General features: G+C 69.6%; 24 protein-coding genes, 2 tRNA genes and 3 pseudogenes. 14 read left to right on the top strand and 15 right to left on the bottom strand.

Going from position 1 to position 25,871, the window contains the following annotated elements; all coding sequences use genetic code 11:
* Positions 1-673, top strand: a 673-nt coding sequence (locus MILUP08_RS01180) for an MBL fold metallo-hydrolase (protein WP_039905046.1), incomplete at its 5' end; no start/stop codon positions are given.
* A gap of 216 nt (positions 674-889) precedes the next feature.
* Here the strand turns inward: MILUP08_RS01180 and MILUP08_RS01175 are convergent.
* Both MILUP08_RS01175 and MILUP08_RS01170 read right to left on the bottom strand, forming a co-directional pair.
* Positions 890-1,309 (bottom strand): CBS domain-containing protein, encoded by a 420-nt coding sequence (locus MILUP08_RS01175; protein ID WP_007453944.1) that lies wholly within the window; start codon positions 1,307-1,309, stop codon positions 890-892.
* A 41-nt stretch (positions 1,310-1,350) separates the two neighbouring features.
* A complete protein-coding gene (locus tag MILUP08_RS01170; protein ID WP_193376556.1) occupies positions 1,351-1,695 on the bottom strand; it encodes a hypothetical protein in 345 nt (114 codons plus the stop codon).
* A 145-nt stretch (positions 1,696-1,840) separates the two neighbouring features.
* Here MILUP08_RS01170 and MILUP08_RS01165 point away from each other — a divergent pair, with 145 nt between their 5' ends.
* Complete coding sequence (locus tag MILUP08_RS01165; protein WP_007453942.1) at positions 1,841-2,350, top strand: hypothetical protein; 510 nt, start codon at positions 1,841-1,843, stop codon at positions 2,348-2,350.
* 358 nt (positions 2,351-2,708) lie between these two features.
* Positions 2,709-3,188, top strand: coding sequence for a hypothetical protein (locus MILUP08_RS01160; protein WP_144056839.1), 480 nt, complete (start codon positions 2,709-2,711; stop codon positions 3,186-3,188).
* 555 nt (positions 3,189-3,743) lie between these two features.
* On the opposite strand, the gene MILUP08_RS01155 is transcribed toward MILUP08_RS01160, so the two are convergent.
* The gene (locus tag MILUP08_RS01155) at positions 3,744-4,346 is read right to left on the bottom strand and encodes a hypothetical protein (RefSeq protein ID WP_039905043.1); all 603 of its coding nucleotides are present in this window, start codon (positions 4,344-4,346) and stop codon (positions 3,744-3,746) included.
* On the opposite strand from MILUP08_RS01155, the gene MILUP08_RS37045 reads away from it, so the two are divergent.
* Positions 4,261-4,593 carry a helix-turn-helix domain-containing protein gene (locus MILUP08_RS37045; RefSeq protein ID WP_007453937.1) on the top strand — a complete coding sequence of 111 codons (333 nt, stop codon included), beginning with the start codon at positions 4,261-4,263 and terminating at the stop codon, positions 4,591-4,593. The two genes, MILUP08_RS01155 and MILUP08_RS37045, sit on opposite strands and share 86 nt — an antisense overlap.
* 126 nt (positions 4,594-4,719) lie before the next feature.
* Positions 4,720-5,442: a tyrosine-type recombinase/integrase gene (locus tag MILUP08_RS01150; RefSeq protein WP_007453935.1), complete on the top strand. Its 723-nt coding sequence runs from the start codon at positions 4,720-4,722 to the stop codon at positions 5,440-5,442.
* Positions 5,443-5,500: 58 nt separating this feature from the next.
* Here the strand turns inward: MILUP08_RS01150 and MILUP08_RS01145 are convergent.
* From MILUP08_RS01145 to gyrB, 6 genes and pseudogenes are all read right to left on the bottom strand, one after another.
* Positions 5,501-5,571: transfer RNA gene (locus tag MILUP08_RS01145), tRNA-Ala, on the bottom strand.
* A gap of 42 nt (positions 5,572-5,613) precedes the next feature.
* Positions 5,614-5,742, bottom strand: a complete 129-nt coding sequence (locus tag MILUP08_RS36460) for a DLW-39 family protein (RefSeq protein WP_007453934.1) — start codon at positions 5,740-5,742, stop codon at positions 5,614-5,616.
* A 42-nt stretch (positions 5,743-5,784) separates the two neighbouring features.
* Positions 5,785-5,858, bottom strand: a tRNA-Ile gene (locus MILUP08_RS01140).
* Positions 5,859-6,009: 151 nt separating this feature from the next.
* Positions 6,010-6,911 (bottom strand): annotated as a pseudogene (locus MILUP08_RS01135) (DUF3566 domain-containing protein).
* 4 nt (positions 6,912-6,915) lie between these two features.
* Positions 6,916-9,439 (bottom strand): annotated as a pseudogene (gene gyrA, locus MILUP08_RS01130) (DNA gyrase subunit A).
* 130 nt (positions 9,440-9,569) lie between these two features.
* A complete protein-coding gene (gene gyrB, locus MILUP08_RS01125) occupies positions 9,570-11,516 on the bottom strand; it encodes a DNA topoisomerase (ATP-hydrolyzing) subunit B (RefSeq protein WP_007453925.1) in 1,947 nt (648 codons plus the stop codon).
* A gap of 522 nt (positions 11,517-12,038) precedes the next feature.
* Between gyrB and MILUP08_RS01120 the strand changes: the two genes are divergently transcribed.
* On the top strand, positions 12,039-12,593 hold the full coding sequence (locus MILUP08_RS01120) for a hypothetical protein (RefSeq protein WP_007453924.1): 555 nt from the start codon (positions 12,039-12,041) through the stop codon (positions 12,591-12,593).
* Here MILUP08_RS01120 and MILUP08_RS01115 read toward each other — a convergent pair.
* Positions 12,578-13,078, bottom strand: a complete 501-nt coding sequence (locus tag MILUP08_RS01115) for a MarR family winged helix-turn-helix transcriptional regulator (RefSeq protein ID WP_007453922.1) — start codon at positions 13,076-13,078, stop codon at positions 12,578-12,580. The two genes, MILUP08_RS01120 and MILUP08_RS01115, sit on opposite strands and share 16 nt — an antisense overlap.
* A 76-nt stretch (positions 13,079-13,154) precedes the next feature.
* Here MILUP08_RS01115 and MILUP08_RS01110 point away from each other — a divergent pair, with 76 nt between their 5' ends.
* Entirely contained in the window at positions 13,155-13,406 is a 252-nt protein-coding gene (locus MILUP08_RS01110; RefSeq protein ID WP_237747006.1) for a hypothetical protein, read from the top strand.
* Between the two features lie 13 nt (positions 13,407-13,419).
* Here MILUP08_RS01110 and MILUP08_RS01105 read toward each other — a convergent pair whose 3' ends face one another.
* The 5 genes and pseudogenes from MILUP08_RS01105 to dnaA form a co-directional block, all read right to left on the bottom strand.
* A complete protein-coding gene (locus tag MILUP08_RS01105; protein WP_039905117.1) occupies positions 13,420-14,016 on the bottom strand; it encodes a DciA family protein in 597 nt (198 codons plus the stop codon).
* A 124-nt stretch (positions 14,017-14,140) separates the two neighbouring features.
* Positions 14,141-15,274, bottom strand: coding sequence for a DNA replication/repair protein RecF (recF, locus tag MILUP08_RS01100; protein ID WP_007453916.1), 1,134 nt, complete (start codon positions 15,272-15,274; stop codon positions 14,141-14,143).
* A 16-nt stretch (positions 15,275-15,290) separates the two neighbouring features.
* Positions 15,291-16,163, bottom strand: coding sequence for a phosphogluconate dehydrogenase (NAD(+)-dependent, decarboxylating) (gnd, locus tag MILUP08_RS01095; protein ID WP_007453914.1), 873 nt, complete (start codon positions 16,161-16,163; stop codon positions 15,291-15,293).
* A gap of 40 nt (positions 16,164-16,203) precedes the next feature.
* Positions 16,204-17,338, bottom strand: a pseudogene (gene dnaN, locus MILUP08_RS01090) (DNA polymerase III subunit beta).
* An 827-nt stretch (positions 17,339-18,165) separates the two neighbouring features.
* Positions 18,166-20,013 carry a chromosomal replication initiator protein DnaA gene (gene dnaA / locus MILUP08_RS01085; RefSeq protein WP_007453906.1) on the bottom strand — a complete coding sequence of 616 codons (1,848 nt, stop codon included), beginning with the start codon at positions 20,011-20,013 and terminating at the stop codon, positions 18,166-18,168.
* 630 nt (positions 20,014-20,643) lie between these two features.
* On the opposite strand from dnaA, the gene rpmH reads away from it, so the two are divergent.
* The 7 genes from rpmH (at position 20,644) to MILUP08_RS35730 (ending at position 25,868) form a co-directional block, all read left to right on the top strand.
* Complete coding sequence (gene rpmH, locus MILUP08_RS01080) at positions 20,644-20,781, top strand: 50S ribosomal protein L34 (protein ID WP_007453904.1); 138 nt, start codon at positions 20,644-20,646, stop codon at positions 20,779-20,781.
* A gap of 34 nt (positions 20,782-20,815) precedes the next feature.
* Positions 20,816-21,232, top strand: coding sequence for a ribonuclease P protein component (rnpA, locus tag MILUP08_RS01075; protein WP_007453902.1), 417 nt, complete (start codon positions 20,816-20,818; stop codon positions 21,230-21,232).
* On the top strand, positions 21,229-21,522 hold the full coding sequence (gene yidD / locus MILUP08_RS34285) for a membrane protein insertion efficiency factor YidD (protein ID WP_007453899.1): 294 nt from the start codon (positions 21,229-21,231) through the stop codon (positions 21,520-21,522). Before rnpA ends, yidD begins: the two co-directional genes overlap by 4 nt.
* Positions 21,519-22,511 (top strand): membrane protein insertase YidC, encoded by a 993-nt coding sequence (gene yidC / locus MILUP08_RS01070; protein WP_007453897.1) that lies wholly within the window; start codon positions 21,519-21,521, stop codon positions 22,509-22,511. Before yidD ends, yidC begins: the two co-directional genes overlap by 4 nt.
* 212 nt (positions 22,512-22,723) lie before the next feature.
* The gene (locus tag MILUP08_RS01065) at positions 22,724-23,347 is read left to right on the top strand and encodes a Jag family protein (protein ID WP_007453896.1); all 624 of its coding nucleotides are present in this window, start codon (positions 22,724-22,726) and stop codon (positions 23,345-23,347) included.
* A 4-nt stretch (positions 23,348-23,351) separates the two neighbouring features.
* Positions 23,352-24,293, top strand: a complete 942-nt coding sequence (gene rsmG / locus MILUP08_RS01060) for a 16S rRNA (guanine(527)-N(7))-methyltransferase RsmG (RefSeq protein ID WP_007453894.1) — start codon at positions 23,352-23,354, stop codon at positions 24,291-24,293.
* 501 nt (positions 24,294-24,794) lie between these two features.
* On the top strand, positions 24,795-25,868 hold the full coding sequence (locus tag MILUP08_RS35730) for a ParA family protein (protein WP_420329255.1): 1,074 nt from the start codon (positions 24,795-24,797) through the stop codon (positions 25,866-25,868).
* Positions 25,869-25,871 lie beyond the last annotated feature (3 nt).

The raw sequence follows: 25,871 nt of genomic DNA, 5'->3' as shown, positions 1-25,871 counted from the left end.
CACGGACCCGGCGCTGGGGATCGCCCAGCTTCCCCACCTGGACGCCGTGGTCCTGTCCCATCTGCACGGCGACCACTTCGACCGGGTGGCTCGCCGGGAGCTGGACCGGGAGCTGCCCATCGTCACCACGCCCGCCGCCGAACGCAAGCTGCGCCGCTGGGGCTTCCGCGCCGCCGAGGGCCTGCCGACCTGGTCGTCACGGGAGCTGCACCGCGACGGTACGACCGTGCGGCTGACCTCGATGCCCGGCAAGCACGGCCCGGGCGCCCTGGACCGGCTGCTGCCCGACGTGATGGGCACGATGATCGACGTGGAACGTGCCGGGCGGCGCGAGTTCCGGCTGTACGTCACCGGCGACACCCTCAACCGGCCGCTGCTCTCCGACATCCCCGAGCGCTACCCGGACATCGACGCGATGCTGATCCACCTCGGCGGCACGAAGATCGCTGGAATCCTGCTCACGATGGACGCCCGGCAGGGCGCCGACCTGGTGGAGTTGATCCGCCCGAAGCTGACGGTGCCGATCCACTACGACGACTACCCGGTCTTCCGCTCCCCGCTGGCGCACTTCGTCGACGAGGCTCGCCGTCGCGGCTGGGTCCGGCAGGTACGCACCATCGCCCGTGGCGAGACCGCGCCCCTCACGCCGCCCGCCCGCACGCCGCCCGCCTGAACGGTCGGCCGAGGGGCTGGGGCGGTGACGCATATACCTCAGAGTCATATTCATACCTGAGAGTCATAGGGCCGATGAGCGACCTCGCCCTGGGCAGGTCGCCGACCCGCCAGCCGACCCGCCGGCAGATCTCGTCGATCGAGCGAAGCCGGGGCGACGCAGTGATCGCCGCCCACCGGAGAGCCGGGGGCGGCGATCGACGAGAGGGCGCGACGGTCAGCTGTGCTCGGAGATCGCCTCGATGAGGTCACCGACCGGGCGCTCCGGCAGGGACCGTGCCACGTCGGCCACGGCCACGATGCCGACCAGCTCGTGACCGTCGATCACCGGCAGTCGGCGAACCTTGTGCTTGCCCATGGTCCGCAGGATCTCGCCCGCGTCGTCGTCCGCGCCGATTGTCACCGCCTCACCCTGAGCCAGCTCGCCTGCGGTGACGTTCGCCGGGTCACGACCCTCGGCGAGCACCTTCACCACGATGTCGCGATCGGTAAGCATGCCCTTGAGGCGGTTGTCGTCGCCGCAGATCGGCAGTGACCCGACCCCCAGTTCGGCCATCCGCTTGGCGGCCGACTTGAGGTCGTCCTGCTCGCGGACACAGGTCACGTCGTTCGTCATGATCTCGCGTGCGGTAGGCATTGGTATGACACCTCACTTCCGGGGGAGTGTTGCCGTTTCTCCTACCCCGGTAGGTCCCCGCCATTCCGCCTGTCCTGCGGCTGGCTCGTCTCGCGGAACGGATCCCGCGGCGGCTCCGATTCCGCCCAGCAGAGGCCGCCACGAAACTCCACCCCCGGAATGCCGTCGGCGAGCCGGCCGAGGTCCACCACACCCGCCAACGAGGTGGGGAGATCGGCCCGCAGCTCCTCGACGGCCGTGGCCAGGTCGTCCTCCTCGGTGGACCAGTCGATGTCGGCCGCCCGCAGGTCGGCCACCGCGTGAGCGGTGACAGCGGCGGGATCGGTGACGAGCACCTCCACCCGGCAGTAGATCTGCATGCGGACCGGAGTCGGACCCTGTTCCATTCTGAAGATCATGTCCCTCCGTCGTGAACCCCGAAAGGGGTTTATCGGCCGCCTTCAACAGAAGGGCCACATTGGACGGGACATCGCCGGACCGCCACCACCAGTACTATCTCTGTTCTGATCTGCAACGGGGAGGACCATTCACATGCGACGTAAGATCCCGGCCGGCGTTCTGATAGCGCTGGCCATGCTGGTTCCGGCGGCACCGGCGGCGGCGCAAGCCGAATCGCCCGGGCTGGACGCGGCCTGCCAGACGATCGAGCGCAAGGTCTACAAGGACATCCGCGAGCTTTACACCATCGACCTGGACACGGCCACCGATCTGGAGGTGCGGGTGTTGACCGCCCAGATCCTGCACTTCGCGAGGACCGACGCCCTGCCTGTTCTGCCCGACGAGATAACGAGGCAGCTGAACGACCCCTCGGCTGACCTCCGCGAATTCCTCAAGACGGACGTGCAGGAAGTCTGGTCGATTGCTCTGCAGATCTCGGTGGGCCGGACGTTGACGAACGCTGGTGTCAACGTGAGGGCAGCCGCGCAGAAGGCGCTCAACCAGGCATCCGTCGACGCCTATCTGGCCTACCTGAACAACGACCTGTACGAGGCGCGTGCGCTCGACTGCGCGTCCCAGCCCACGGCGACCCAGCCCAGGTAAACCCCGAGCGCCACGCCACCGCGTCGGCGGTGCGCTGCTGGTCCTCGGCGGCGCGGGCTACCTGATCGGACGCCGTCGCCGATCCCGCTTCGCGACATAGCTCACTCAACGCGTCCGGCTCGACGCCTCGTCGGGCCGGACGCGCGTGTTTGAGGAGCTTCGACCTCGGGGCCGCCTCGGGCGGACAAGGCGCACTCGTGAGGAGAATCACCGTCACGCACCGTCCGGTCTGAGCCGCCGAGCCAACCGCCGTCCGCTGACCTCTTGCGGACTACATACGGGCCGTCACCGCGGCAGCTGAGCGCCGGCTCCCGCAGGACACTCCTACAACGCCATGGGTCCCACCTACGCTGAGCAGATGTCGTTTTGCTGGGACGTCTACGTGTGGATGCCGCAACGCTTCCCCGAGGTGTTCCAGGTGTTCATCGACCACTACGTCAACACCGACGACCCCGGTGACGAACGGCTGTCCGCCTTCACGCGCACCTACATCACTGGCACGCCGACCGACGCCGACGCCTCAGCCTTGGCCGACCTCCGCTGGAGCGGCCGCGAGGCGCTGACGCTGTACCTGCGTAGCCCTGAATACGCATGGGCAATGATCACGATCACCGACGATGGTGCAGCCGTGCTGGGGTTGAGCCTCGACGACCCTGACAACTCTCCGTCGGTGCGACAGAAGGCCGAGCAACTGATCGATCAGCTGCGCAGGGAGTTCTCGTCCCCCGCCGGCATTGCCGGAGTGGAGATGCCGCCGCCCGGGTCTCGGCAGGAGTGGCAGGACGATCAGGTACAACTGCGCGTTGGCACGCTCGACGACAGCCCCGCGACGCGTTGAGCCACGCCTTCGTCTCGTTCATGCTCGACCAGGGCGAGGAACTGCGGACGGTGATGGAGCTAAGGGGACGGCGTGACCGGCGTGGCTGTACTCGGACCGAGAGCAACCGGGGAAATTGCTTGTGGAGCCCAGGGGACTCGAACCCCTAACCCCTGCCTTGCAAAGATCAAGACCACTGTCGGTCGGCGTCGGTTACTGCCGCTGAACTGCTCGCCGTGTCGCCCGCCGTCGATTTCGGACCGTGTCCGTCAGTGGGCTTGGCTGTACGGGTGGCTGTACAGCCACCCTCTGATCCGGAGATTCCCAAGACCACGTCTAGGCCGTCCGATGCCGTCCGCCTGGTCCTGCTCCTCAAGCGCTCGGCAACTCGATCGGTCCCGTCCCGTCCGGTCCAGTCCGCCCCAGTGGCTCCCACGCGTGGCTCCCAGACTGTCAGCTTGGGAATTGTCGATCTCCGACAGGCCATGGGCTTGACGGCCTAACCTCGGCAGTCCGGTCAGATAGCCGGACACTTGACAACCTGCATCGCCAACGCCCTGCGCTCTCGGCTCGGAACTACGCTAGGACCACCGCGATCACCAGGGCAGGCAGCATCATGAGGGGCGCCGCAAGGCGGACGAGCTGCCACGCCCAAACGTTGCGTGGCGAACCACGCTTCACGCGGGCGCTCGCGAGCAACACAGTCAAGAGCGCCAACCATCCAGCCCACGTCCCGCAGTGAATCCCGACCACTAGGGCGTCTCCGTTCGGAACCTCGGCCACAAGGTCTCTAATCCACGGCTCGTGGCCAGTCTTGTAAGTGACGTCCGAGAGCAACAGGCTTGGACCAACCAGCCCAACAGCTGGAAGCAGGAGAACATAGAAGAGCCATCGACGCCGCCGATACACGAGCGCGAGCACGGTCACGACACCAACAGAAGTCGCCCGCACACTCCAGCCGATCGTGGCCATAGAGAGCCGGCCGCAGCCGGAGGTCTGGCAAGCTAGCTCGGCAAACCACGGAACGAGGCGTTGCCGGACGTCCATCGCCGAGCCGAGCACAAACGTCGCTCCGGCGCAGAAGGCGCACAGCATGACGACGGCCGCGAGACAGCCGATGTTGCCTTTCCACGCCGACGTAGCCACCTCGCTGGGCGTTGCGTCGCGGTCGCTGGTCATAACTGCGGCGAAGGTACACGACCTAGTCAACCCCGGATGCCGGCACCCGTGGTTGACCTGCGCCGCACTGCCGAAGAAGAGCGTCCGCCCGGCTGAGGCTGCGGCCCTGCTCGGCGTCTGTCGGGACACCGTGTACGTCCTGATGCGATCGGGTCGACTGCGTTCGATCAAGGCGGGTCGTGCTCGGCTGATTCCGCTGTCTGCGCTGGATGAGTTCCTGGCGGCTGATGAGGAGTTCGCGGCATGACGGGCCGGCGTCGGCGTTCTCATGGCGAGGGCTCGGTGTACGAGCAGCGGCCGGGCGTGTGGGCTGCGGTGGTCGACCTCGGTTGGATCGAAGCTCGCACCGGCCAGCATCATCAAGGTGCACGCGGTGCTGCGCGTCGCCCTGGCCGACGCTGAGCGGATGGACTTGGTCCCCCGCAACGTCGCCAAGGCAGCCAAGCCTCCGGCCCTCGGCAGAACCGAGCGGCGCGCTCTGACCCCCGAGGAAGCCAAATCCCTGCTGTCGGCGCTGACCGGGGACCGGCTGGAATCGCTGTTCATCCTGGCGCTGGCGACCGGACTGCGGCGGGCTGAGCTGCTGGGCCTGCGGTGGTCGGATGTCGACCTGCCGGGGAAGGCGCTGTTCGTTCGGCAGACGCTCCAGCGAACGGATCACGGGTTGGTGTTCGTGCCACCGAAGACGCACCGATCGGCCCGTCCGCTGCCGCTGTCGGCTCTGGCCGTTCGGGCGTTGGAGGCACAGCGGGTGCGTCAGGCCAAGGAACGGCTCGCGGCCGGTGAGGTGTGGTCGGATCTGGGCCTGGTCTTCGCCAGCACGATCGGCACTGCGATGGAGCCACGGAACGTCAAGCGGCGCTTCGAGCAGCTCCGCGTAGCGGCCGGGCTGGACTGGCTGCACCTGCACGACCTGCGGCACGCCTTCGCCACGTTCCTGCTCGACCAGGGCGAGGAGCTGCGGACGGTGATGGAGCTGCTCGGGCACTCCACGATCCGGATGACGGCCGACACCTACGGCCACGTTCTGCCGGCGCGGGCTCGTCAGGCTGCCTCGGCCATTGACCGGATTCTCGGCCAGGAGGGGACGGCGTGACCGGCTTGGCTGTACGGATGGCTGCACTCGGACCGAGATCATCCGGGGAAAGTGCTTGTGGAGCCCAGGGGACTCGAACCCTAACCCCTGCCTTGCAAAGGCAGTGCTCTGCCAGTTGAGCTAGGCCCCGTGAGCGGCTGCGGCGGCGACGCGCGCGCCGCCGGCCGGACGTCAGCGCAGGTCGGGCGCGGTGGTCGCCTCGTGCCACAGGGCACGCTCGTCGTTGGCGGCCTTGACCTTGTTGAAGACGACGGCAGCGACGCCGACGACGCCGGCCAGGATCAGCAGCTTCTTGAACATGGGGCGACCCCTCGTGCTCGACTAGCGCCGGACGATGTGCGGTGGGGCTAGATGGAATCGAACCATCGACCTCAGAGTTATCAGCTCTGCGCTCTAACCGACTGAGCTATAGCCCCGCGTTGCGACGAGCAAGATTAACCCATCCGCTCCGCCGGCCCCAAATCGGGGTCCGAACCTGCGGGCCGGCCGTCGCCGCCTGCAAAACCTCCCGAGTACGGGGCGCCGGAGCGACCGCATTCCGCGGTGCCCCCGGCGCCCCGGTCACACTCAGTCCCGCTCGGCGAGCGTCAGCTCGATCCCGCGACGAGGTCGGCGCAGACGTTGTAGACGAACGCTCCCAGCGTGGCCAGCGCGGTGAACAGCACCACGTTGACCAGGCCGATCAGCGCCGAGCTGAGGATCACGCCCTTGGTGGTGATCTGGAAGCCGTTGGTGCTCTGCCCACCGCCGGCGTTGACCAGGTCGCTGAGGCTGTCGTTGACGCTCTGGAACACACCCATCGCGTCCAGCGCCAGGTAGAGCACCGACGTGGCGACCACCACGACGATGAACAGCACCACCGAGACGGCGAACGCGAACTTCATCACGGACCAGGGGTCGATCCGCTTGAGGTTCAGCCGGGCCCGGCGCGGTCCGCGGGACGCCGCCGAGCTGACCGAGCTCCGCGCGGCGCGCACCGCCTCACCGACCCGGGCGGCCCCGACGGCCGACGTGTTGCCGATCCCCGGCGGCAGGCCACCACCGCTCGCGGGGCGACCGCCGGCCGTACGCCCCGAGTCCGGCTGGGACATGCCCGGCATGATCCGGGGTTGGGTGCCGGTGGACCCGGTCGATGTCGCCTGACCGGGTCGGGTGTTGATCGGCTGGGTGGTCGTCGGTCGAGCCGGGGTCGGGGCGGCCGCCGTGGGGGCCACCCCGGCGGACGTCGGTGCCTCGACAGCCGACGTCTCGGCCTTGGCGTCGCCCGATCCCCCGTCCTCGCCGGGCTGCTCCGGCGGAGGTGTCATGCCGGGAGCCCGGGTGAATTTCGGGGCAGGCGCGTCGGCGGGAACCGTGGCCCGGCCCACGGCCGCGCGGCCGGTCGCTGGTGTGCCGCCCTTGGCGGCCTCCTCGTCGACCGGGTTGGCCGAGGTCCCCGTGTTCCCCGACTTCGCCTGTGTCTCCGTCATTCAACTAGTCCTGTTCGTCAGGCTCGTCGGCATTGCGAGCAATCGCCACGATAGTCACGCCGTCCGGGAGGTCCATCAGCTTGACCCCCATTGTGTTCCGGTCACGCGTACGGCGTACAGGCTTCACCGGAGTCCGGATGACACCACCGTTGCTGGTGATCGCGAACAACTCGTCGTCTGGGTCGATCACCACGGCACCGACCAGACCACCGCGCCGTTCGGTGATCTTCGCAGTCAGCACGCCCTTACCTCCCCGGCCCTGCACCGGGTATTCCTCGATCGGGGTACGTTTCGCGTATCCCCCGTTCGTGGCCACCAGGACGTCCAAACCGTCCCGAACGACCTCCATGGCGAGCAGGACGTCGTCGTCCGTGAAGCGCATGCCGATCACGCCCGAGGTGGCACGACCCATCGGCCGCAGCGCCTCGTCGGAGGCGTTGAACCGGATCGCCTGCGCCTTCTTGGAGACCAGCAGCAGGTCGTTCTCCGGCGCCACCAGCGCAGCACCGACCAGCTCGTCCTCATCGCGCAGGTTGATCGCGATGATTCCGCCGGAACGGTTGGAGTCGAACTCCTCGAGCCGCGTCTTCTTCACCAGGCCGTTCTTCGTGGCCAGTACCAGATAGGGGGCTACCTGGTAGTTCGGGATTTCGATGATCTGCGCGATCTGCTCGTCGGGTAGGAAGGCGAGCAGATTGGCCACGTGTTGGCCCTTGGCTACCCTACTGACCTCCGGCAACTCGTACGCCTTGGCCCGGTACACCCGGCCCTTGTTCGTGAAGAACAGGATCCAGTCGTGCGTCGAGCACACGAAGAAGTGGCTGACGATGTCGTCCTGCCGCAGCGTGGCGCCACTGACGCCCTTGCCGCCGCGCCGCTGCGAGCGGTACAGATCGACCTTGGTCCGCTTGGCGTACCCGGTGCGGGTGATCGTGACGACCACGTCCTCGCGGGCGATGAGGTCCTCCATGGAGACCTCGCCGTCGAACGGGATGATCTGCGTCCGGCGGTCGTCGCCCCACTTGGCGACGATCTCGCCCAGCTCGTCCGAGACGATCTTCCGCTGCCGCTCCGGCTTGGCGAGGATGTCCTTGAGGTCGGCGATCTCGATCTCGAGCTTGGCCAGGTCGTCCACGATCCGCTGCCGCTCCAGCGCGGCGAGCCGGCGAAGCTGCATGTCCAGGATCGCGGTCGCCTGGATCTCGTCGATCTCCAGCAGCCGGATCAGGCCCTGGCGGGCGTCGTCCACGGTCGGCGACCGCCGGATCAGCGCGATCACCTCGTCCAGCGCGTCCAGCGCCTTGCCCAGGCCGCGCAGGATGTGCGCTCGCTCCTCGGCCTTGCGCAGTCGGAAGGCGGTCCGCCGGCGGATCACGTCGATCTGGTGCTCGACGTAGTAGCGGATGAACTGGGCCAGGTTGAGCGTGCGCGGCACCCCGTCGACCAGGGCCAGCATGTTGGCGCCGAACGTCTCCTGGAGCTGGGTGTGCTTGTAGAGGTTGTTCAGCACGACCTTGGCGACCGCGTCGCGCTTGAGCACCAGCACGATCCGCATGCCGGTACGGCCGGAGGACTCGTCGCGGATGTCGGCGATCCCGGCGAGCTTGCCCTCCTTGATCAGCTCGGCGATCCGCTCGGCGAGGTTGTCCGGGTTGACCTGGTAGGGCAGCTCGGCTGACGACCAGGCAGGGGCGGCCCCGCTTGTCCTCCTCGACCTCCACCACGGCACGCATCCGGATCGAGCCACGGCCGGTGCGGTACGCGTCCTGGATGGCGGTGGTGCCAACGATCAGGCCGTGGGTCGGGAAGTCCGGACCCTTGACGATGCCGAGCAGGGCTTCGAGGGTGGTCTCCTCGTCCTCCTCCGGGTGCTCCAGGCACCACTGCACCGCCGCGCCGATCTCCCGCAGGTTGTGCGGCGGGATCTTGGTGGCCATGCCGACCGCGATGCCCTCGGAGCCGTTCACCAGCAGGTTGGGGATCCGCGACGGCAGGATCGTGGGCTCCTTGGCCCGGCCGTCGTAGTTGTCCTGCAGGTCGACGGTGTCCTCGTCGATGTCCCGCAGCATCTCCATGGCGAGCGGGTCGAGCTTGCACTCGGTGTACCGCATCGCGGCGGCCGGATCGTTACCCGGCGAGCCGAAGTTGCCGTTGCCGTCGACGAGCGGGTAGCGCAGCGACCAGGGCTGCGCCATCCGGACCAGCGCGTCGTAGATGGCCGAGTCGCCGTGCGGGTGGAACTGACCCATCACGTCGCCGACGACCCGGGAGCACTTCACGTAGCCGCGGTCCGGCCGGTAGCCGGAGTCGAACATGGCGTAGAGGATCTTGCGGTGGACCGGCTTGAGCCCGTCCCGGACGTCCGGCAGCGCGCGCCCGACGATCACGCTCATCGCGTAGTCGAGGTAGGAGCGCTGCATCTCCACCTCGAGCCCGACCGGCTCGATCCGGTCGTGCGCGACCACGGCGGCGAGTGCCTCGGCGGGAACCTCGGGCTCGTTCGGTGTGGACTCGGGGGAATCGGTCACTGTATACCCTTATCAGACTCAGAGTCGTTTTCGTGCTGTGGATAACGGCTGTGGATACCGACCAAGCTGTGGATAACTCTGTGGACCGGCGGGCCGGTCGGGTGCTGCCCGACCGGCCCGCCGAGGTCCGTCAGATATCCAGGAACCGCACGTCCTTGGCGTTGCGCTGGATGAACGACCGGCGCGCTTCAACGTCCTCACCCATCAGGACGCTGAACAACTCGTCTGCGGTTGCAGCGTCGTCGAGCGTGACCTGACGCAGGGTACGCGTCGCCGGGTTCATAGTGGTTTCCCACAGCTCGGGATAGTTCATCTCGCCGAGGCCCTTGAAGCGCTGGATGTCGTCCGGCTTGGCGTTCGGCTTCTTCTGCTGGCGCAGCGCGATGAGCCCGTCCCGCTCGCGGTCGGAGTAGGCGTACTGGGCGTCGTCGCCCTTCTTGTTCCACTTGATCTTGTAGAGCGGCGGGGCGGCCAGGTAGACGTGGCCCATCTCGACAAGCGGACGCATGAAGCGGAACAGCAGGGTGAGCAGCAGCGTCTGGATGTGCTGGCCGTCGACGTCGGCGTCGGCCATCAGCACCACCTTGTGGTACCGCAGCTTCTCCATGTCGAAGTCGTCGTGGATGCCGGTGCCCAGCGCGGTGATCAGCGCCTGGACCTCGTTGTTCTTCAGCACCCGGTCGATCCGGGCCTTCTCCACGTTGAGGATCTTGCCGCGGATCGGCAGGATCGCCTGCGTCCGCGGGTCGCGGCCCTGCTTGGCCGAACCACCGGCCGAGTCACCCTCGACGATGAACACCTCGGACTCGCGCGGGTCGGTGGACTGGCAGTCGGCCAGCTTGCCCGGCATCGAGCCGGACTCCAGCAGCGACTTGCGCCGGGCCAGCTTGCGCGCCTGCTGGGCGGCGATCCGGGCCCGTGCCGCCTGGGAGGCCTTCGTGATGATCATCTTGGCTTCGGCCGGGTTACGGTCGAACCAGTCGACCAGCCGGTCGTTGCAGACCCGCTGCACGAAGCTCTTCACCGGGGTGTTGCCGAGCTTGGTCTTGGTCTGGCCCTCGAACTGCGGGTTGGCCAGCTTGACCGAGATGATCGCCGCGAGACCTTCTCGGATGTCCTCGCCGGAGAGCTTCTCGTCGCCCTTGAGCAGCTTCTTGTCGGTGCCGTACCGGTTGACCACGCTTGTCAGCGCGGACCGGAAGCCCTCCTCGTGGGTGCCGCCCTCGTGGGTGTTGATCGTGTTGGCGAAGGTGTAGACCGACTCGCCGTACGACTCGTTCCACTGCATGGCGATCTCGAGCGACATGCCCTCCTCCTCGGCGCCGAACTCGACCACCGTCTTGTGGATCGGGTTCTTGGAGGCGTTGAGGTGCCGGACGAAGTCGGCGATGCCGCCCTCGTAGTAGAAGGTGACCTCGCGCTGCCGGCCGTCCTCCTCCTCGGCCACCCGCTCGTCGAGCAGGTGGATGCGCAGGGCACGGTTGAGGAAGGCCATCTCCTGCAGGCGCCGGTAGATGGTCTGGAAGTCGAAGTCGACGGTCTCGAAGACGTCGGGGTCGGGCCAGAAGGACACCGCCGAACCGGTGCGGTCGGTGGTCTCGCCCTTCTCCAGCGGGCTCGGCTTGGAGTTGGTGTAGTGCTGCCGCCACACGGAGCCGGACTTGTGGATCTCGACGAACATCTTGGTGGAGAGCGCGTTCACCACGGAGACGCCGACGCCGTGCAGACCGCCGGACACCGCGTACGCCTTGCCGTCGAACTTGCCGCCCGCGTGCAGGATGGTCAGCGCGACCTCGACGCCCGGCTTCTTGAGCTTCGGGTGCAGGTCGACCGGGAAACCACGGCCGTTGTCGGTGACCCGCACTCCGCCGTCGGCGAGCAGCACCACGTCGATGGTGTCGCAGTATCCGGCCAGCGCCTCGTCGACCGCGTTGTCGACGACCTCCCAGACGAGGTGGTGCAGACCGCGCTCACCGGTGGACCCGATGTACATACCGGGCCGCTTGCGGACGGCCTCCAGCCCCTCGAGAACGGTGATCGACTCTGCGCCGTACTCCTGCTTGTCCTGCGCTGCCACCCTCGGCCACTTTCTCGCGTCGTCGGCGCCGGGAGGGCGCGTCGGGCGCGGGTTCGGCGGACAGGACGCGACGTCGGCGCGTGGACCGGTGCCGGAGACCTCCGGACAGCGGGTCGAACGCGCCGGTCGCCGCGGTTGCCCGCGGATCGCGATCGGCTCGACCCGGAGTGGAGAATGATCCTGGGGCCACCGGCCCCGTCCCTCGCCCCGCACCGGGTCTTCGTCTCGCTGTCAATCCTACTGTGCGCGGAGGACAGAACCACCACTCGGCACCCTCAACGGGGCGGCTGAGATGTCCATAGCCGGCAGAACCCCGTTACCCACGACTCCCCCCACACGCCAGGCTCCGATCGGACGCGCCGCCCCCGAACGGGTTGACCCGCGCTCGGGCGGGTCGGGGGTCGCGGCCGGACCGTCCGTGCCGTACGTTTGCGGCGCCCCGGAAGCGGCCTTGATCTTTAGCTGCCGGAACCGGGACGATCGACCCGATCGACCCGACACGTGCTCTCTAAGAGGTGACAGATGGGGCTGGACAACGTCGCGGTGCACTGGCCGCGGACCGGCCGCTTCTACGATCCGGTGGCGCCGGCCGAGTTCGTCGACTTCGGCGAGATCGTCGACGTGCCGCGGATCTCCGCGCCGACGGCGGCGCTGGCCGAGCTGATCGCGAAGACCGGCACCGTCCGGGCGACCGCGTACACCGAGCTGGTGGATCTCCTGCTCGGCCTCGAAGGTGTGTTGTATGCCACAGACGCCGCCGCCGAGGACGAGGACCCGGTGATCGACCCGGACGGCTGCTCCTGGATCGCGAGCGGCATCGAACGGTTCGTGGCCGCGCACCGCGCGAACGGCGAGGCGGTCACCTTCGAGTCGGTGAGCACCGTGCTGCGCTCGCTGCTCGGTGACGGCCGGTTGGCCGAGCAGCAACTGCGCTGGCTGGAGACCCGACTCGACGCGCTGCGCGACGAGCGCGGTGATGCCCCGCAGTGGAACTTCACCTGTGCGGAGCTGGGCGTACTGGCGGCGTTCTACCGGCGCTGCGCCGAGCGCGGCTTCGCCGTCTACGCCGACGCCTGAGCGGCCGTCCCGCTCTGCGGGGCGGCCTGGTCGCCGCCGGGCCGGTTGGCCGCCGCGATCACCTGCGTGAGCACCGCGTGCAGGTGCTGCAGGTCCTCGACGGGCAGCCCGAGGCGTTGCACGATCGCGGCCGGGATCCGCTCGGCCTGGGCGCGCAGCGCCGCGCCGGTTGCGGTGAGGGTGACGGCGAGGCTGCGCTCGTCGGCGGCGTCGCGCTCGCGGCGCAGGTAGCCGGCCGCTTCGAGCCGCTTGAGCAGGGGTGACAGGGTGCCCGGATCGAGCTGCAACAGGCGACTGAGGTCGCGGCCGGACAGCGGCGCGTGCTGCCAGAGCGCCAGCATCACCAGGTACTGCGGGTGGGTCAGCCCCATCGGTTCCAGCAGCGGCCGGTAGACGGCCACCACGCTGCGTGCCGCGACCGACAGGGCGAAGCAGACCTGCTGTTCCAACGCCAACGGGTCGACGCCCTCCGGTTGGTCGCTCATCGGTTGCTCTCTCCCTGCATGCTGACTATCGTAACGATCGTTGGTGTACCAATCATTGCCACACCAACCTTTCGGTGTGACATGGGTGAGAGGGCGGCAGATGAGCGAGGACGGCGCGACCACCAGAGCCCCGGGCGAGGGCGGTCGACTCCTGCGGTGGGCCTTCCGACACCTCGCCGGTCCGGCCGACGGCGTCCAGGGCGCGGTGCAGGGCGGGTCGACGGCGGCCCGGGAGGCGTGGAAACGCGACCTGGCCGAGCGCAAGCGCTACACCCAGGAGCAGCGCGACCGCAAGCGTGCGGCCCGCGACGCCGACCGGCGGCGGTAGAGCGGGGTCCGGCTCAGCCGTACGTGTCGCGCGGCCCTCGACCGCGCACCCGGCGCGGCCCCTTCTGCCAGGACGGCGCGGCCGGGCCGTGGATGTGCAGCTTGCGCACCACGTTGTGACCGACCTCCTGGGCGATCTGCTTGAGCAGCGAACCGGCGAGCAGCCGCAGCTGGGTCGCCCAGGCCGTCGAGCGCGCCTCCACCGTCAACTCGCCGTTCTCCAGCTTGACCGGCCTGCTGTGCTGGGCGACCTCCGCGCCGACCACCCGCTCCCAGGCGCCGAACACGGTCGCCTCGGCGGCGGGCTGCTGCCAGCCGCGCGCCTTGACGAGCCGGTTCAGCACCGCGCTGAGGGGCTGCGGATCGCGCGGGTCGGGGCCGGGGCCGGAGTAGCCACGCAGCCGCCGCCCCGAGCCGCCGGCGCCGTCGGTGCCCGCGCCACCGCCGGTGGCACGCCGGGTGCGCGCCGCCGCCTGCCGCCGGGACAACGCCGCGTCGAGCACCGCCCGGGCCAGCTCCGGCCCCGACGCACCCTCCGCCGGCCCGCCGCCGTCGACACCGCCCGCGCCGCTCACGCCCGCGCCGCCAGTTGTCGCCCCCGGACCGCTCACGCCCGCCCCCGGACCGCCGGCGCCGCGTCCGGTCGCCTCCGCCCCTGCGGTACGCGCGGTCGCGGCGTCACTGGCCTTCCGGCCACTGCCGGTGCGGTTGGCGCCTTTCCGCCTGGCGTCCGGTTCATCCGACACGGCGTACCGTCCCCTCGCCGACCTGATAGCGGGTGCCGCGCAGCGCGGCCGGCACGTCGTCGTCCACGGCGCAGGTGACCAGCAGCTGACTCGCCCCGCCGACCAGCTCCGCCAGCCGCTCACGGCGCCCGGTGTCCAGCTCGGCGAAGACGTCGTCGAGCACCAGGACCGGCTCGATACCGTCGGCGCGCAGCAGGTCGTATCCGGCCAGCCGCAGCGCGAGCGCGAAGGACCAGGACTCGCCGTGGCTGGCGTACCCCTTGGCGGGGAGCGGACCGAGGGACAGGGCCAGCTCGTCACGGTGCGGGCCGACGAGGGTGGTCCCCCGTTCGATCTCGGCGGTACGGGAGGCGGCGAGCGCGGTGGTCAGCGCCTCGGCAAGCGTGGCCCGGTCGGTCGTCGGCTCGGCCAGCTCGATCGACGGCCGGTAGGCGATACCGGCCGCGCCCCGCCCGGCGGCCACCGCGTCGTACGCCTTGGCGACGTGCGGGGTGAGCGCGGCGACCAGTTCCAGCCGCCCGGCGAGCAGCTCCGCGCCGTGCTGGGCCAGGTGGGTGTCCCAGACGGCGAGGGTGCCGAGGTCGCCGCCCCGGGAGCCGCCGGTCTTGCGGGCGAGGTACGCGGTGCGCAGCAGAGCGTTGCGCTGCTTGACGACCCGTTCGTAGTCGGCCCGTACGCCCGCGTAGCGGGGTTGCCTGTTGACCAGGAGGTCGTCCAGGTAGCGGCGACGCTCGGCCGGATCGCCGCGGACCAGCTCCAGGTCCTCCGGCGCGAAGAGCACCAGTCGCAGGGCGCCGAGCACGTCCCGCGCTCGCCGAGCCGGGGAGCGGCCCAGCCGGGCCCGGTTGGCCCGGCCCGGCACGATCTCCAGCTCGACGAGGAGTTCCCGACCGTCGTGGACCACCGCGCAGCGGATCACTGCCGAGGAGGCGCCCATCCGGACCAGCGGCGCGTCCGTGGCGACCCGGTGCGAATCCAGGGTCGCCACGTACCCGAGCGCCTCGACGAGGTTGGTCTTGCCGACGCCGTTGGCGCCGATCAGGACGTTCGCCCCCGGCTGGAGGTCGACGGCGACCCGCTCGTACGAGCGGAAGTCGACCAGTTCCAGCCGGTGGACGTACACAGGGTGTGGATACCGCTCAGCGCTTGTGGACGGCGTGGCCACCGAACTGCTGGCGCAGCGCGGAGACGGCCTTCATGGCGGGTGAGTCGTCCTGCCGGGAGGCGAACCGGGCGAACAGGGAGGCGGTGATGACGTTCAGCGGCACGGCGAGCCGGACCGCCTCGTCGACGGTCCAGCGACCCTCGCCGGTGTCCTCGGTGTAGCCGCTCAGGTCGGCCAGCTCCGGGTCCTCGTCGAGGGCGCGGTCCAGCAGGTCGAGCAGCCAGGAGCGCACCACTGTGCCCTCGCGCCAGGACTTGATGACGCCCGGCACGTTCGTCACCAGCTCCGACGCGGCCATCAGCTCGTAGCCCTCGGCGTAGGCGTGCATGAGGCCGTACTCGATGCCGTTGTGCACCATCTTCGAGTAGTGGCCGGCGCCGACGGGGCCCGCGTGCACGAAACCGAACTCGCCCTCCGGCTTGAGCGCCTGGAAGATCGGCATGAGCCGGTCCACGTGTTCCTGGGCGCCGCCGACCATCAGCCCGTAGCCGTTCTGCCGGCCCCAGACGCCGCCGGAGACGCCGACGTCCAGGTAGCCGATGCCACGCTCGTGCAACCGCTCGGCCCGCGGAGCGTCATCGCTGAAGCGCGAGTTGCCGCCGTCGATGATGAGGTCGCCGTCGCCGAGCACCTCGGCGAGTTCGTCGATCGTGGCGTCGGTGACGCCGGCGGGCACCATGACCCAGACGGCGCGCGGCGATTCGAGCTTCTGCGCCAGCTCGGCGAGGCTCGCCGCGTCGCTCAGCTGCGGGTTGTGATCGAACCCGACCACCTCGTGGCCGGCAGCCCGCAACCGCTCGCGCATGTTGCCGCCCATCCGGCCGAGTCCTACCAGGCCGAGCTGCATCTGTTCCTACCTCCGTGGTTCTGGGTGTTGCTGGGCGCGATCAGCGAGACACGCGGATCGGCATGATGAGGTACCGATACCCCGGAATGGCCTCGCCATCCTCGCCGGCGGGTGAGATCACCGCGGGTTTGAAGGCGTCGACGAACGACAGCACGGCGGTCTGTGCGCCCAGGTTTGCCAGGCCGTCGATGAGGTACTGCGGGTTGAAGCCGATGGTCAGCGCGTCACCGGTGAAGGTGGCCTCCATCGCCTCGCTGGCCCGTGCCTCCTCGGAGCCGCCGGCCTCGACCACCAGCCCGTCGGCGCTGAAGCTGAGCAGCACCGGGGTGGTGCGCTCGGCGACCAGGGCGACCCGCTTGACGACCTCGATCAGGGTGCTGACCGACACCCGGGCCTCGGCGTTGTGGGTGGCCGGGAAGAGCGAGCGCACCGGCGGGTAGTTGGCGCCGTCGAGCAGCCGGCTGGTGGTGCGACGGGTGCCACCGGCGAGGCCGACCATGCCCTCGCCGGCCGCGCCCTGGGCGAGGGCGAGGGTGACCTCGCCGCCCAGCGGGCCGAGCGCCTTGGCGGTGTCGTTCAGGGTGCGGGCCGGGACCAGGGCGTTGATGCTGACGTCGGGGTCGGTCTGGCGACCACTGGATCTCGCGCAGCGCCAGCCGGTAGCGGTCGGTGGCGAGCATCGACAGCGTGCTGCCGGAGAGCTCGACGCGGACGCCGGTCATCATCGGCAGCGTCTCGTCACGGCCGGCGGCGATGGCCACCTGGGAGACGGCGGTGGCGAACGCCGCGGCGTCGACGGTGCCGGCGCTCTGCGGCATCTCGGGCAGGGCGGGGTAGTCCTCCACCGGCATGGTGGGCAGGGTGAACCGGGCGCTGCCGCAGACCAGCTCGAGGTGGGCGCCGACCGCGGCGATGTCGACCGGCTTGGCCGGCAGCGCCTTGGTGATCTCGGCGAGCAGGCGGCCGGAGACCAGCGCCGCTCCGTCGGCGTCACCCTGCACCTCGACTGTCACCTGACTGGAGACCTCGTAGTCGAAACCGGAGACCCGCAGGTTGCCGTCGGTGACGCGGAGCATCACCCCGGCGAGCACCGGTACGGATGGCCGGTTCGGCAGGCTCTTCGCGGTCCAGGCCACGGCCTCGGCGAGCGCGTCGCGCTCCACTCGGAACTTCATCAATGCCTCCGCGTCGACGTCAGCGACAACTCTCTCATGCCGACCGCTGCCTACCGTCCCGCCCGACCGTGCGGGTACCCATCGCACCTTAGGGCGCGGGGATATCGGCTGTGCGCCCGACCCCGTGGATCGTGTCGATGCTGACCGGCCTGTCCGGCAGCGTTCGGCACGATCCACAGAAAGCCCAACGGTGATGATTGGTTTTTGTTCTCTTAGAAGAGATAACCCATCGTCTTCATCGCACCTGTGCAAACTGTGGAGAACTCGGGTTTGCGCAGGTCAGACAGGTTATCCACCGGTGAGTTGGCTGTGGAGAACCGGGGGTACAACCGCCTCGTGTGTCCACAGCCCGGCGACGGCGGCCAGTTGTCCACCGTTGTCCACCGGTTGTCCACCGGTAATCCACCGACTTTCTCCCCATGCCTGTGGACGACGGAGAAGATCACATTGCCGTTGTCCCCAGAACCTTCAACAGCTCGTACACAGGTCGACGGTCATCGGTGGACAACCTCGTCGTTGTCCCCAGCCGTCCACAGCGTCGTACACAGGGTTTCTCCACAGCCTGTGGGTAACTGGCGGAGGACGGACCGTAGTTATCCACCGACGGTGGATAACGAGCTGTGGACAACGAGTGAGTATCGAGGTGGACACGGCGTTGATCCTGTGGTCTGCACCATGTCGAGGGTCAAGCCGAAGCCACTCCAGGAGGCGAACCGAGGCCCGTCGGAGCCACCGTGCGAGTCGAGCCGAGGCCCGTCGGAGACGAAAAAAGAACGCCCGGCCGAAGATCCGGCCGGGCGTGTCCGCTGTGTCGTGTGGCGTACGGCTCAGGTGTTCTGCTTGATCCGGTTCGTCAGCTCGGCGATCTGGTTGTACAGCGAGCGCCGCTCGGCCATCTGCTGGCGGATCTTGCGGTCCGCGTGCATGACAGTGGTGTGGTCCCGGCCGCCGAACGCCTGCCCGATCCGTGGCAGCGACAACTCGGTCAGCTCCCGACAGAGGTACATGGCCACCTGACGGGCGTTGACAAGCACCCGGGAGCGGGACTGGCCACGCAGGTCCTCCAGGCTCACCCCGAAGTAGTCGGCAGTGGAGGCCATGATCTGGTCGGCGTTGATCTCCGGCCCGGCGCCGTCGGGCATGAAGTCCCGGAGCACCTCCTCGGCCAGGGACAGTTCGACTGTCGACCGGGTCAGGCTGGCGAACGCCGTCACCCGGATCAGCGCGCCTTCCAGTTCCCGGATCGAGTTCGACACCCGGGAGGCGATGAACTCCAGCACGTCCGGCGGGGCGTACATCCGCTCCTGCGCCGCCTTCTTCTGCAGGATCGCGATCCGGGTCTCCAGGTCCGGCGGCTGGATGTCGGCCAGCAGTCCCCACTCGAACCGGGTTCGCATCCGGTCCTCCAGGGTGGCGAGCTGACGCGGCGACCGGTCCGAGGTGATCACGATCTGCTTGTTGGCGTTGTGCAGGGTGTTGAAGGTGTGGAAGAACTCCTCCTGCGTACGCTCGCGGTTCTCCAGGAACTGGATGTCGTCGATCAGCAGGATGTCGACGTCGCGGTAGCGCCGCTGGAACGCGCTGGTCTTGTCGTCCCGGAGCGAGTTGATGAAGTCGTTGGTGAACTCCTCGGTCGAGACGTACCGCACCGATCGGGCGTTGCCGAGCGTCGTGGCGTAGTGCCCGATGGCGTGCAGCAGGTGCGTCTTGCCCAACCCGGAGTGCCCGTAGATGAACAGCGGGTTGTACGCCTTCGCCGGCGACTCGGCCACCGCCACGCTCGCCGCGTGGGCGAACCTGTTCGACGAGCCGATGACGAACGTCTCGAACATGTACTTCGGGTTCAGCCGGTTGCCGCCGGTGTCGGTGCCGGGCAGCCGGCGGTCGTCGCGGCCGCCCGCCCGGTGGTCCACCGCACTGCGCCCCGGACCGCTGTCCGTCGCACCGTCGCGGGGCAGCGAACGGATCACGTGCTGGTCCCGGGGTGACGCGGCGTCCTCGCGGTAGCGGGGCTCGTAGGGCCGGGTGTCGGGGCCTGGCGGGTCGAGGCGGGCCGCCTGTTCGTCGTACCCGCGCCGCTCGGGCGCCGGTCGGGGCGATCGCATCGGCTCGACGAAGGCCGCGCTGAAGAGGGCCTCCTGCCCGTCCCGGCTGGCCGGGATCAGGCCGGACCGGTGTCCGTCGACGGCCGACGCGGGAGGCGGACCCGCCGGCGCCGGCGGTACGGCGGTCGCGGGTGGGCGCTGCTGCTCACCGATGGCCTCGTCGGCGGCGGGTCGCCCGGTGTACTCGTCGGCCGGGGGGCGCCCGGTGTACTCGTCGCCGAGCGGGCCGGACGGCGGACCCTCGACGTCCAGCAGCCCCGGCTCCGGGGTACTGCGGTAGACGGTGCCGGCCGGGCGTCCGGTGGCGTCCTCGGCCACCCGCACGGTCACGGCCACCTGGATCGGCCGGCCGAGCCGGCGGGTCAGCGCCTCGGTGATCGCCGGGCGGAGCCGGGACTCGATCACGTCCCGGGTGAACGCGTCCGGTACGGAGAGCAGCGCGGTGTCCTCGACGATCGCCCGGAGTCGGGTCAACCGGAGATAGGCACGCTGCTGGGCGGAGATGATCTCGTCGGCGAGCTCGTCGGTCGCCGCCAACCACACCGCGGCAAGGTCGGTCGTACCGGCCACCGTCGTGCCACCCCCTCGCCTCTGCTCCCGGCCGCCGCTGTCTGCCAGCGGGCCGTCCCGGGCCCGCCGCGTGCGCGGGTGGAACATCACCCACCCGGACAGCTGACCAGCGGTCGTCCACAGGTTATCCACAGCCTGTGTACCGACCGATTGTGGCCGCCCGCCGGGCGCGGGTGGGACCTGCCCCCTGCCTGGACGTGCGCTGAAGCGGGTTCACCGTGCCGAACGATTCACCAGCGTGTCCGGTCTTGCCTGCGCGCGACGACCGGAGCTTCCGACGCTCACCGCAATCGGGCACGGTAACAGCGTTGTCCCTGCCCCATCAACCGGCGACGCGGCAGCGGCCTTGTCGGCATCAGCGAAAACCGCCCCTTCGGTCCCGGGCGCGTCCCGATGTCCCCCGCTGTGGGTGTTTGACGGTCATTGCACCCCTGCGTAGGCTGGAGCGGCTGCTCTCTCGTCCTCTGCTAGGGTGATGGGTGCTTGCTGTCCGCGGTCGCATCCCCGCACCGCCGAGGTTCGGCTCCGCAGGGCAGCACCGAATCGTGGTCACCGTCGAGGTGGCCTGGACCACCCCACGACCCCGGCGATCCCGTCGCGCGGGGCGCGTACGAAAACGGAGAGCCTGACGTGAGCAAGCGCACCTACCAGCCGAACAACCGCCGGCGCGCGAAGACCCACGGCTTCCGGCTGCGCATGCGCACCCGTGCCGGCCGTGCCATCCTCTCGAGCCGCCGCGCCAAGGGTCGCACCACCCTGTCGGCCTGAGCCGACCGGGCCGGTCCGGGGGACGTGGGCAGTCGTGCTGGCCGCCGCACAGCGACTGCGGCGTAGCACTGACTTCGCCGCAGCGGTTCGCGGTGGCCGACGCGTCGGCCGAGGCGCGATCGTGGTCCACCTGACCGTGCCGCCGACCACCGGAGCCAGCACAACGACCTCGCCGGAGCCGGCGCGGGACACCGTTGCGGAGCAGCCCTCCGTCCCGGCCCGCGCCGGCTTCGTCGTATCCAAGGCCGTCGGCAACGCGGTGGTCCGCAACAAGGTCAAGCGTCGACTGCGGGCGCTGGTCCGGGAGCGGCTGTCCGCGCTGCCCCTCGGCAGCACCCTCGTCGTCCGGGCGCTGCCCGCCTCGGCCGAGGCGTCGTACAGCCGACTCGCCACGGACCTGGACTCCGCCATCGCGGTTGCCCGGGCGCCCCGGGAGAGGCGGTCCCGATGAGCACCGACCCGACCGCCACACGCCCGACGTCAACAGGTGCCAGGGTGCTGATCGCGCCCATCATCGCGTACCGTCGGTGGATAAGTCCGGCACTGCCGGCCCGCTGTCGGTTCTACCCGTCGTGCAGTGCGTACGCCCAGGAGGCGGTGGCCCGGCACGGCGCGCTCCGGGGAGCCGCGCTGGCGGTCCGGCGGCTGTTGCGCTGCCACCCCTTCCACCCTGGTGGACATGACCCGGTGCCGGAGCCGGGCGGTCGCCGCCGTGCCGATGTGACTGGAGCACCGAATTGAGTCTCGACTGGATCTACTTCGCGATTTCGTGGATCCTGCTGACCTGGCACTCCGCCTGGGACGCCATCGGGGTGCCCGTCGACGCGGTGATCGGCACCAACTTCGCCTGGATCCTGGCCATCGTCTTCCTGGTGGTCTCCGTCCGGGTGATCCTCTTCCCGGTCTTCGTCAAGCAGATCAAGTCCCAGCGGGCGATGCAGGCACTGCAGCCCAAGGTCAAGGAGCTGCAGGAGAAGCACAAGGGTGACCGGGAGACGCTCCAGAAAGAAATGATGGAGCTCTACCGGAAGGAAAAGGCCAACCCGCTCATGGGCTGCCTTCCGATGTTCCTCCAGATCCCCGTCTTCCTCGGCCTCTTCCACGTGCTGCGCCGCCTCGACCCGTTCAAGCCGGAAGACAAGAAGACGATCTACGGCTGGACCGTCGACCAGTTCAACAGCGCCTCGAACGCCAAGCTCTTCACCGCCCCGCTCTCCGGCAAGTTCGGATCCACCGCGGAGGATCTGGCCCGCCTCGGCGCCAACGGCACCACGGTCAAGGTCATCGCCGGTGTCCTGGTCCTGGTCATGATCGCGACCACCTACCTGACCAGCCGTCAGATGATCCTCAAGACCGGCTGGGCGGAGGACCCGCAGCAGCGGATGATCCAGCGGCTGATGCTCTACGGCATCCCCGCGTCGCTGCTGATCTCCGGCTCGATCTTCCCGATCGGCGTGATCATCTACTGGGTGACGAACAACCTCTTCACCCTCGCCCAGCAGCAGTGGGTGCTGCGGAAGTTCCCGCCGCCGGTGACCGCGAAGAAGGCCACCGCCCCCGCGGCCACCCGCAGCCCGGTGCAGCCCGCCAAGGCGGGCGGCCTGTTCGGGCGCGGCAAGGCCGCCCCCGCGGCCCCGGTCAAGGCGACCGCGCCGAAGGTGGCGGGCCCGAAGCCGGGCGCCAAGCCGGCCAACCCGAAGAAGAGCCGCCCCGCCAAGCGGCAGGGCTGACCCCCGTCGGGCCGTCGTCGGGCAACCGGCGGCGGCCCGCCCCGCACCGCCAGCCGCCGTACGGCCGGCGCCGGGCGGAACCGACCGCGCACGACGCGGTCACGGGCGACACTGCCCGTACAGACGTGCCCGTGGGCACCGGCGACCTCCCGCCGGCCCCCGGGAAACCAGCGGACCCGACGGTCCGGCCGAGCGAGTACGGAGATGAGACCGTGACCGAGACCAGCATCCCCCGCGCCGAGCAGTCCCTGGACGAGGAGGAGACCGCGACGCTCGCGGTGGACGGCGACGACGACACCGAGGTCGACGAGACCGAGGCCGACGGCGACGTCACCGAAGCCACCGCCGGTGGTCGTGAGAAGAAGGCCGTGGGCGAGTCCGACCTGTTCCGGCAGAGCGAGATCGCGGCCGACTACGTCGAAGGGCTGCTCGACATCCTCGACTACGACGGCGACATCGACGAGCTGGTCGCCGGCGGCCGTCCGGTGGTCGAGGTCGTCGGTGCCCGGCTGCAGAATCTGGTCGGCCAGCGCGGCGCCACCCTTGAGGCGCTCCAGGAGCTGACCCGGCTCGCCATCTTCCGGCAGACCGGTACGCCGAGCCGCCTGCTGCTCGACGTCGGCGGCTACCGGGCGAACCGCCGCAAGGAACTCGCGGCAGTCGCCAAGAACGCGGTCGAGAAGGTCAAGGAGTACGGCGAGCCGGTGCGCCTGGAGGCGATGTCCGCGTTCGAGCGCAAGTGCGTCCACGACGTGGTCAACGTCATGTCCGGCGTGGAGAGCGAGTCGGAGGGCGTCGAGCCCAACCGCCGCATCGTCGTGCGGCCGGCGGACTGACCGGGTGACCCACGACGACACCACGGCTGACGCCGTGACCGGCCCGGGCGGCACGCCGTCCGGGCCGTCCGCTGTCCGGCCCACCACCCCGGGCACCGACACCGACCCGACGGGGTACGACGGCAGCCAGTCCTCGGCTCTCCCCGCCGACGGTTCGTCCCCGGCGTCCCCCGCCGACGGTTCGCCGTCCCCGGCCGTCTCGTCCGACGGCACACCGTCGCCGTCGGACGTCGCGCTGCCGCCCGAGCTGGCCCCGGCCGCACTGACCCTCTTCGGTGACCGGCTCGACCTGGCCGCCGCGTACGCCGAAATCCTGGCCACCGACGGCGTGGTCCGCGGTCTGATCGGCCCGCGCGAGGCGCCCCGGATCTGGGACCGCCACCTCCTCAACTGTGCCGCGGTGATCGAGCGCATTCCGACCGGTGCGAACGTGCTCGACGTGGGCTCCGGCGCCGGTCTGCCCGGTCTGGTGCTGGCCATCGCGCGCCCCGACCTGACTGTCACCCTGATCGAGCCGCTGGCCCGGCGGACGTCGTTCCTGATCGAGGTCGTGGAGCGACTCGGCCTGACCAGGTCGGTACGGGTGTTCCGCGGCCGGGCCGACGAGGCCGCCAGCGGGTCGAGTGGCCGGGAACCGATCAGCGGCGACGTGGTGACGGCCCGCGCGGTCGCACCGCTGGACCGGTTGGCGACCTGGTGTCTCCCGCTCGCCGTGCGGGGTGGGCGGCTGTTGGCGCTCAAGGGATCGTCCGCCGCTGCGGAGATCGAGGAACACGCCGACGTCGTGGCGCGGTTCGGTGGCGGCGAGGCCGCCGTACACCTCTGTGGTGTCGGGGTGATCGACCCGCCCACGACGGTGGTGGAGATCGTCCGCGAGCGCATGGTCGGTCCGGCCCGGCCGGCCGCCCCCAGGCGGTCCCGCGGCGGGCGGGCCCGCCGCCGCTGACCAGCACGCCATCGGGCGTCCGGTCGGAGGGTTGCCTCGTTGTACCGGTACGGATGGACGAGGGAATGAGAACCCGACGTGGACCGGCCGCGCCCGTCCGCCGTAGGCTGACCGCGCGTCGATAATGTGGAGCGGCCGACGGACGTCGCGGACTCCGACCGCTCCCAAGGGGCCGTACGCTCCGGGGTGCGAGCGCGGGTGTGGCCAAGTTGACCGGGGCGCGGACCGACCATCCGAAGCGGGCAGGGATGACAGGTGCATGACGACGGCAGGTACGACGATCCACGCGTGACCGGGTCAACCAGCGACCCTGTTTCACGTGAAACCGACTACCCCGGCTGGTCGCCCGGTGCCACCGGTGCGTCTATCCACCCGGCGGACACCGATCCGGCGGCAGCGCGGGACGAACCGGCGGCTCACCCCGCCGGGTCGGAGGCGCCCGAGTCGACGGCTGGTCGTCGAGCATCGGACGTACCGAGTCGACCCGTCAATGTCGCCGAGGTGCGGCACACGCTCGGTCGGCGGAACACGGCGGCCGCGGTTCGCTTCGAGCCGGCAGTGCCGCACCAGCCGACCGCCACGGCGGCACGCGACGCGGCACCGGTGGTCCCGGACGCACCTGTCGCGTCGACCGAGTCGCTGGCCGCGGTAGCGGCCGATCCCACGTACGTTTCACGTGAAACCCCGACGCGCGAAGAGGATGACCCACCGTTGGCTATGGAGGCGATGCGCGCCGTGCAGATCCTGAATCCCAGTGGCGAGGTGACCATGCCTCGACCGGACCGGACCCGGGTCATGTGCGTCGCCAACCAGAAGGGCGGCGTGGGTAAGACCACGACCACGGTCAACCTCGCGGTGGCACTCGCCCTGCATGGCAACCGGGTGCTCGTTGTCGATCTCGACCCGCAGGGCAATGCTTCGACCGGCCTCAACGTGCCGCACCACACCGGCATCCCCGACGTCTACGACTGCCTGATCAACAGCGTGCCGCTCTCCGAGGTGGCGCAGGCGGTCGAGGGCATCCCGAACCTGTGGTGCGTACCCGCCACGATCGACCTCGCCGGCGCGGAGATCGAGCTGGTGTCGGTGGTGGCGCGGGAGTCGCGCCTCGACCGCGCGATCGCCGCCTACCCGGGTCAGTTCGACTACGTCTTCATCGACTGCCCGCCCTCGCTCGGCCTGCTCACGGTCAACGCCCTGGTCGCCGCGCAGGAGGTGCTGATCCCGATCCAGTGCGAGTACTACGCCCTGGAAGGGCTCAACCAGTTGATCAACAACATCAACCTGGTGCGGCAACACCTCAACCCGAAGCTCGACGTGTCCACCATCCTGCTCACCATGTACGACCGGCGTACCCGCCTCGCGGACGCCGTCGAGCAGGACGTCCGGAACCACTTCGGCGACAAGGTCCTCCAGGCGGTCATCCCCCGTAACGTGCGCGTCTCCGAGGCACCCAGCTACGGCCAGTCGGTGATGACCTACGATCCCGGTTCGCGGGGTGCCACGAGTTACTTCGAGGCTGCCCAGGAGATCGCCGAGCGGGGCGTCAAGGAGCCGGTGGGCCGGAATGCGTAGTGG

Origin of the sequence: Micromonospora lupini str. Lupac 08 (genome assembly GCF_000297395.2) — a bacterium.
In the GTDB taxonomy this organism is placed as follows: domain Bacteria; phylum Actinomycetota; class Actinomycetes; order Mycobacteriales; family Micromonosporaceae; genus Micromonospora; species Micromonospora lupini.
This window is presented reverse-complemented; position numbering and strand designations above follow the sequence as displayed.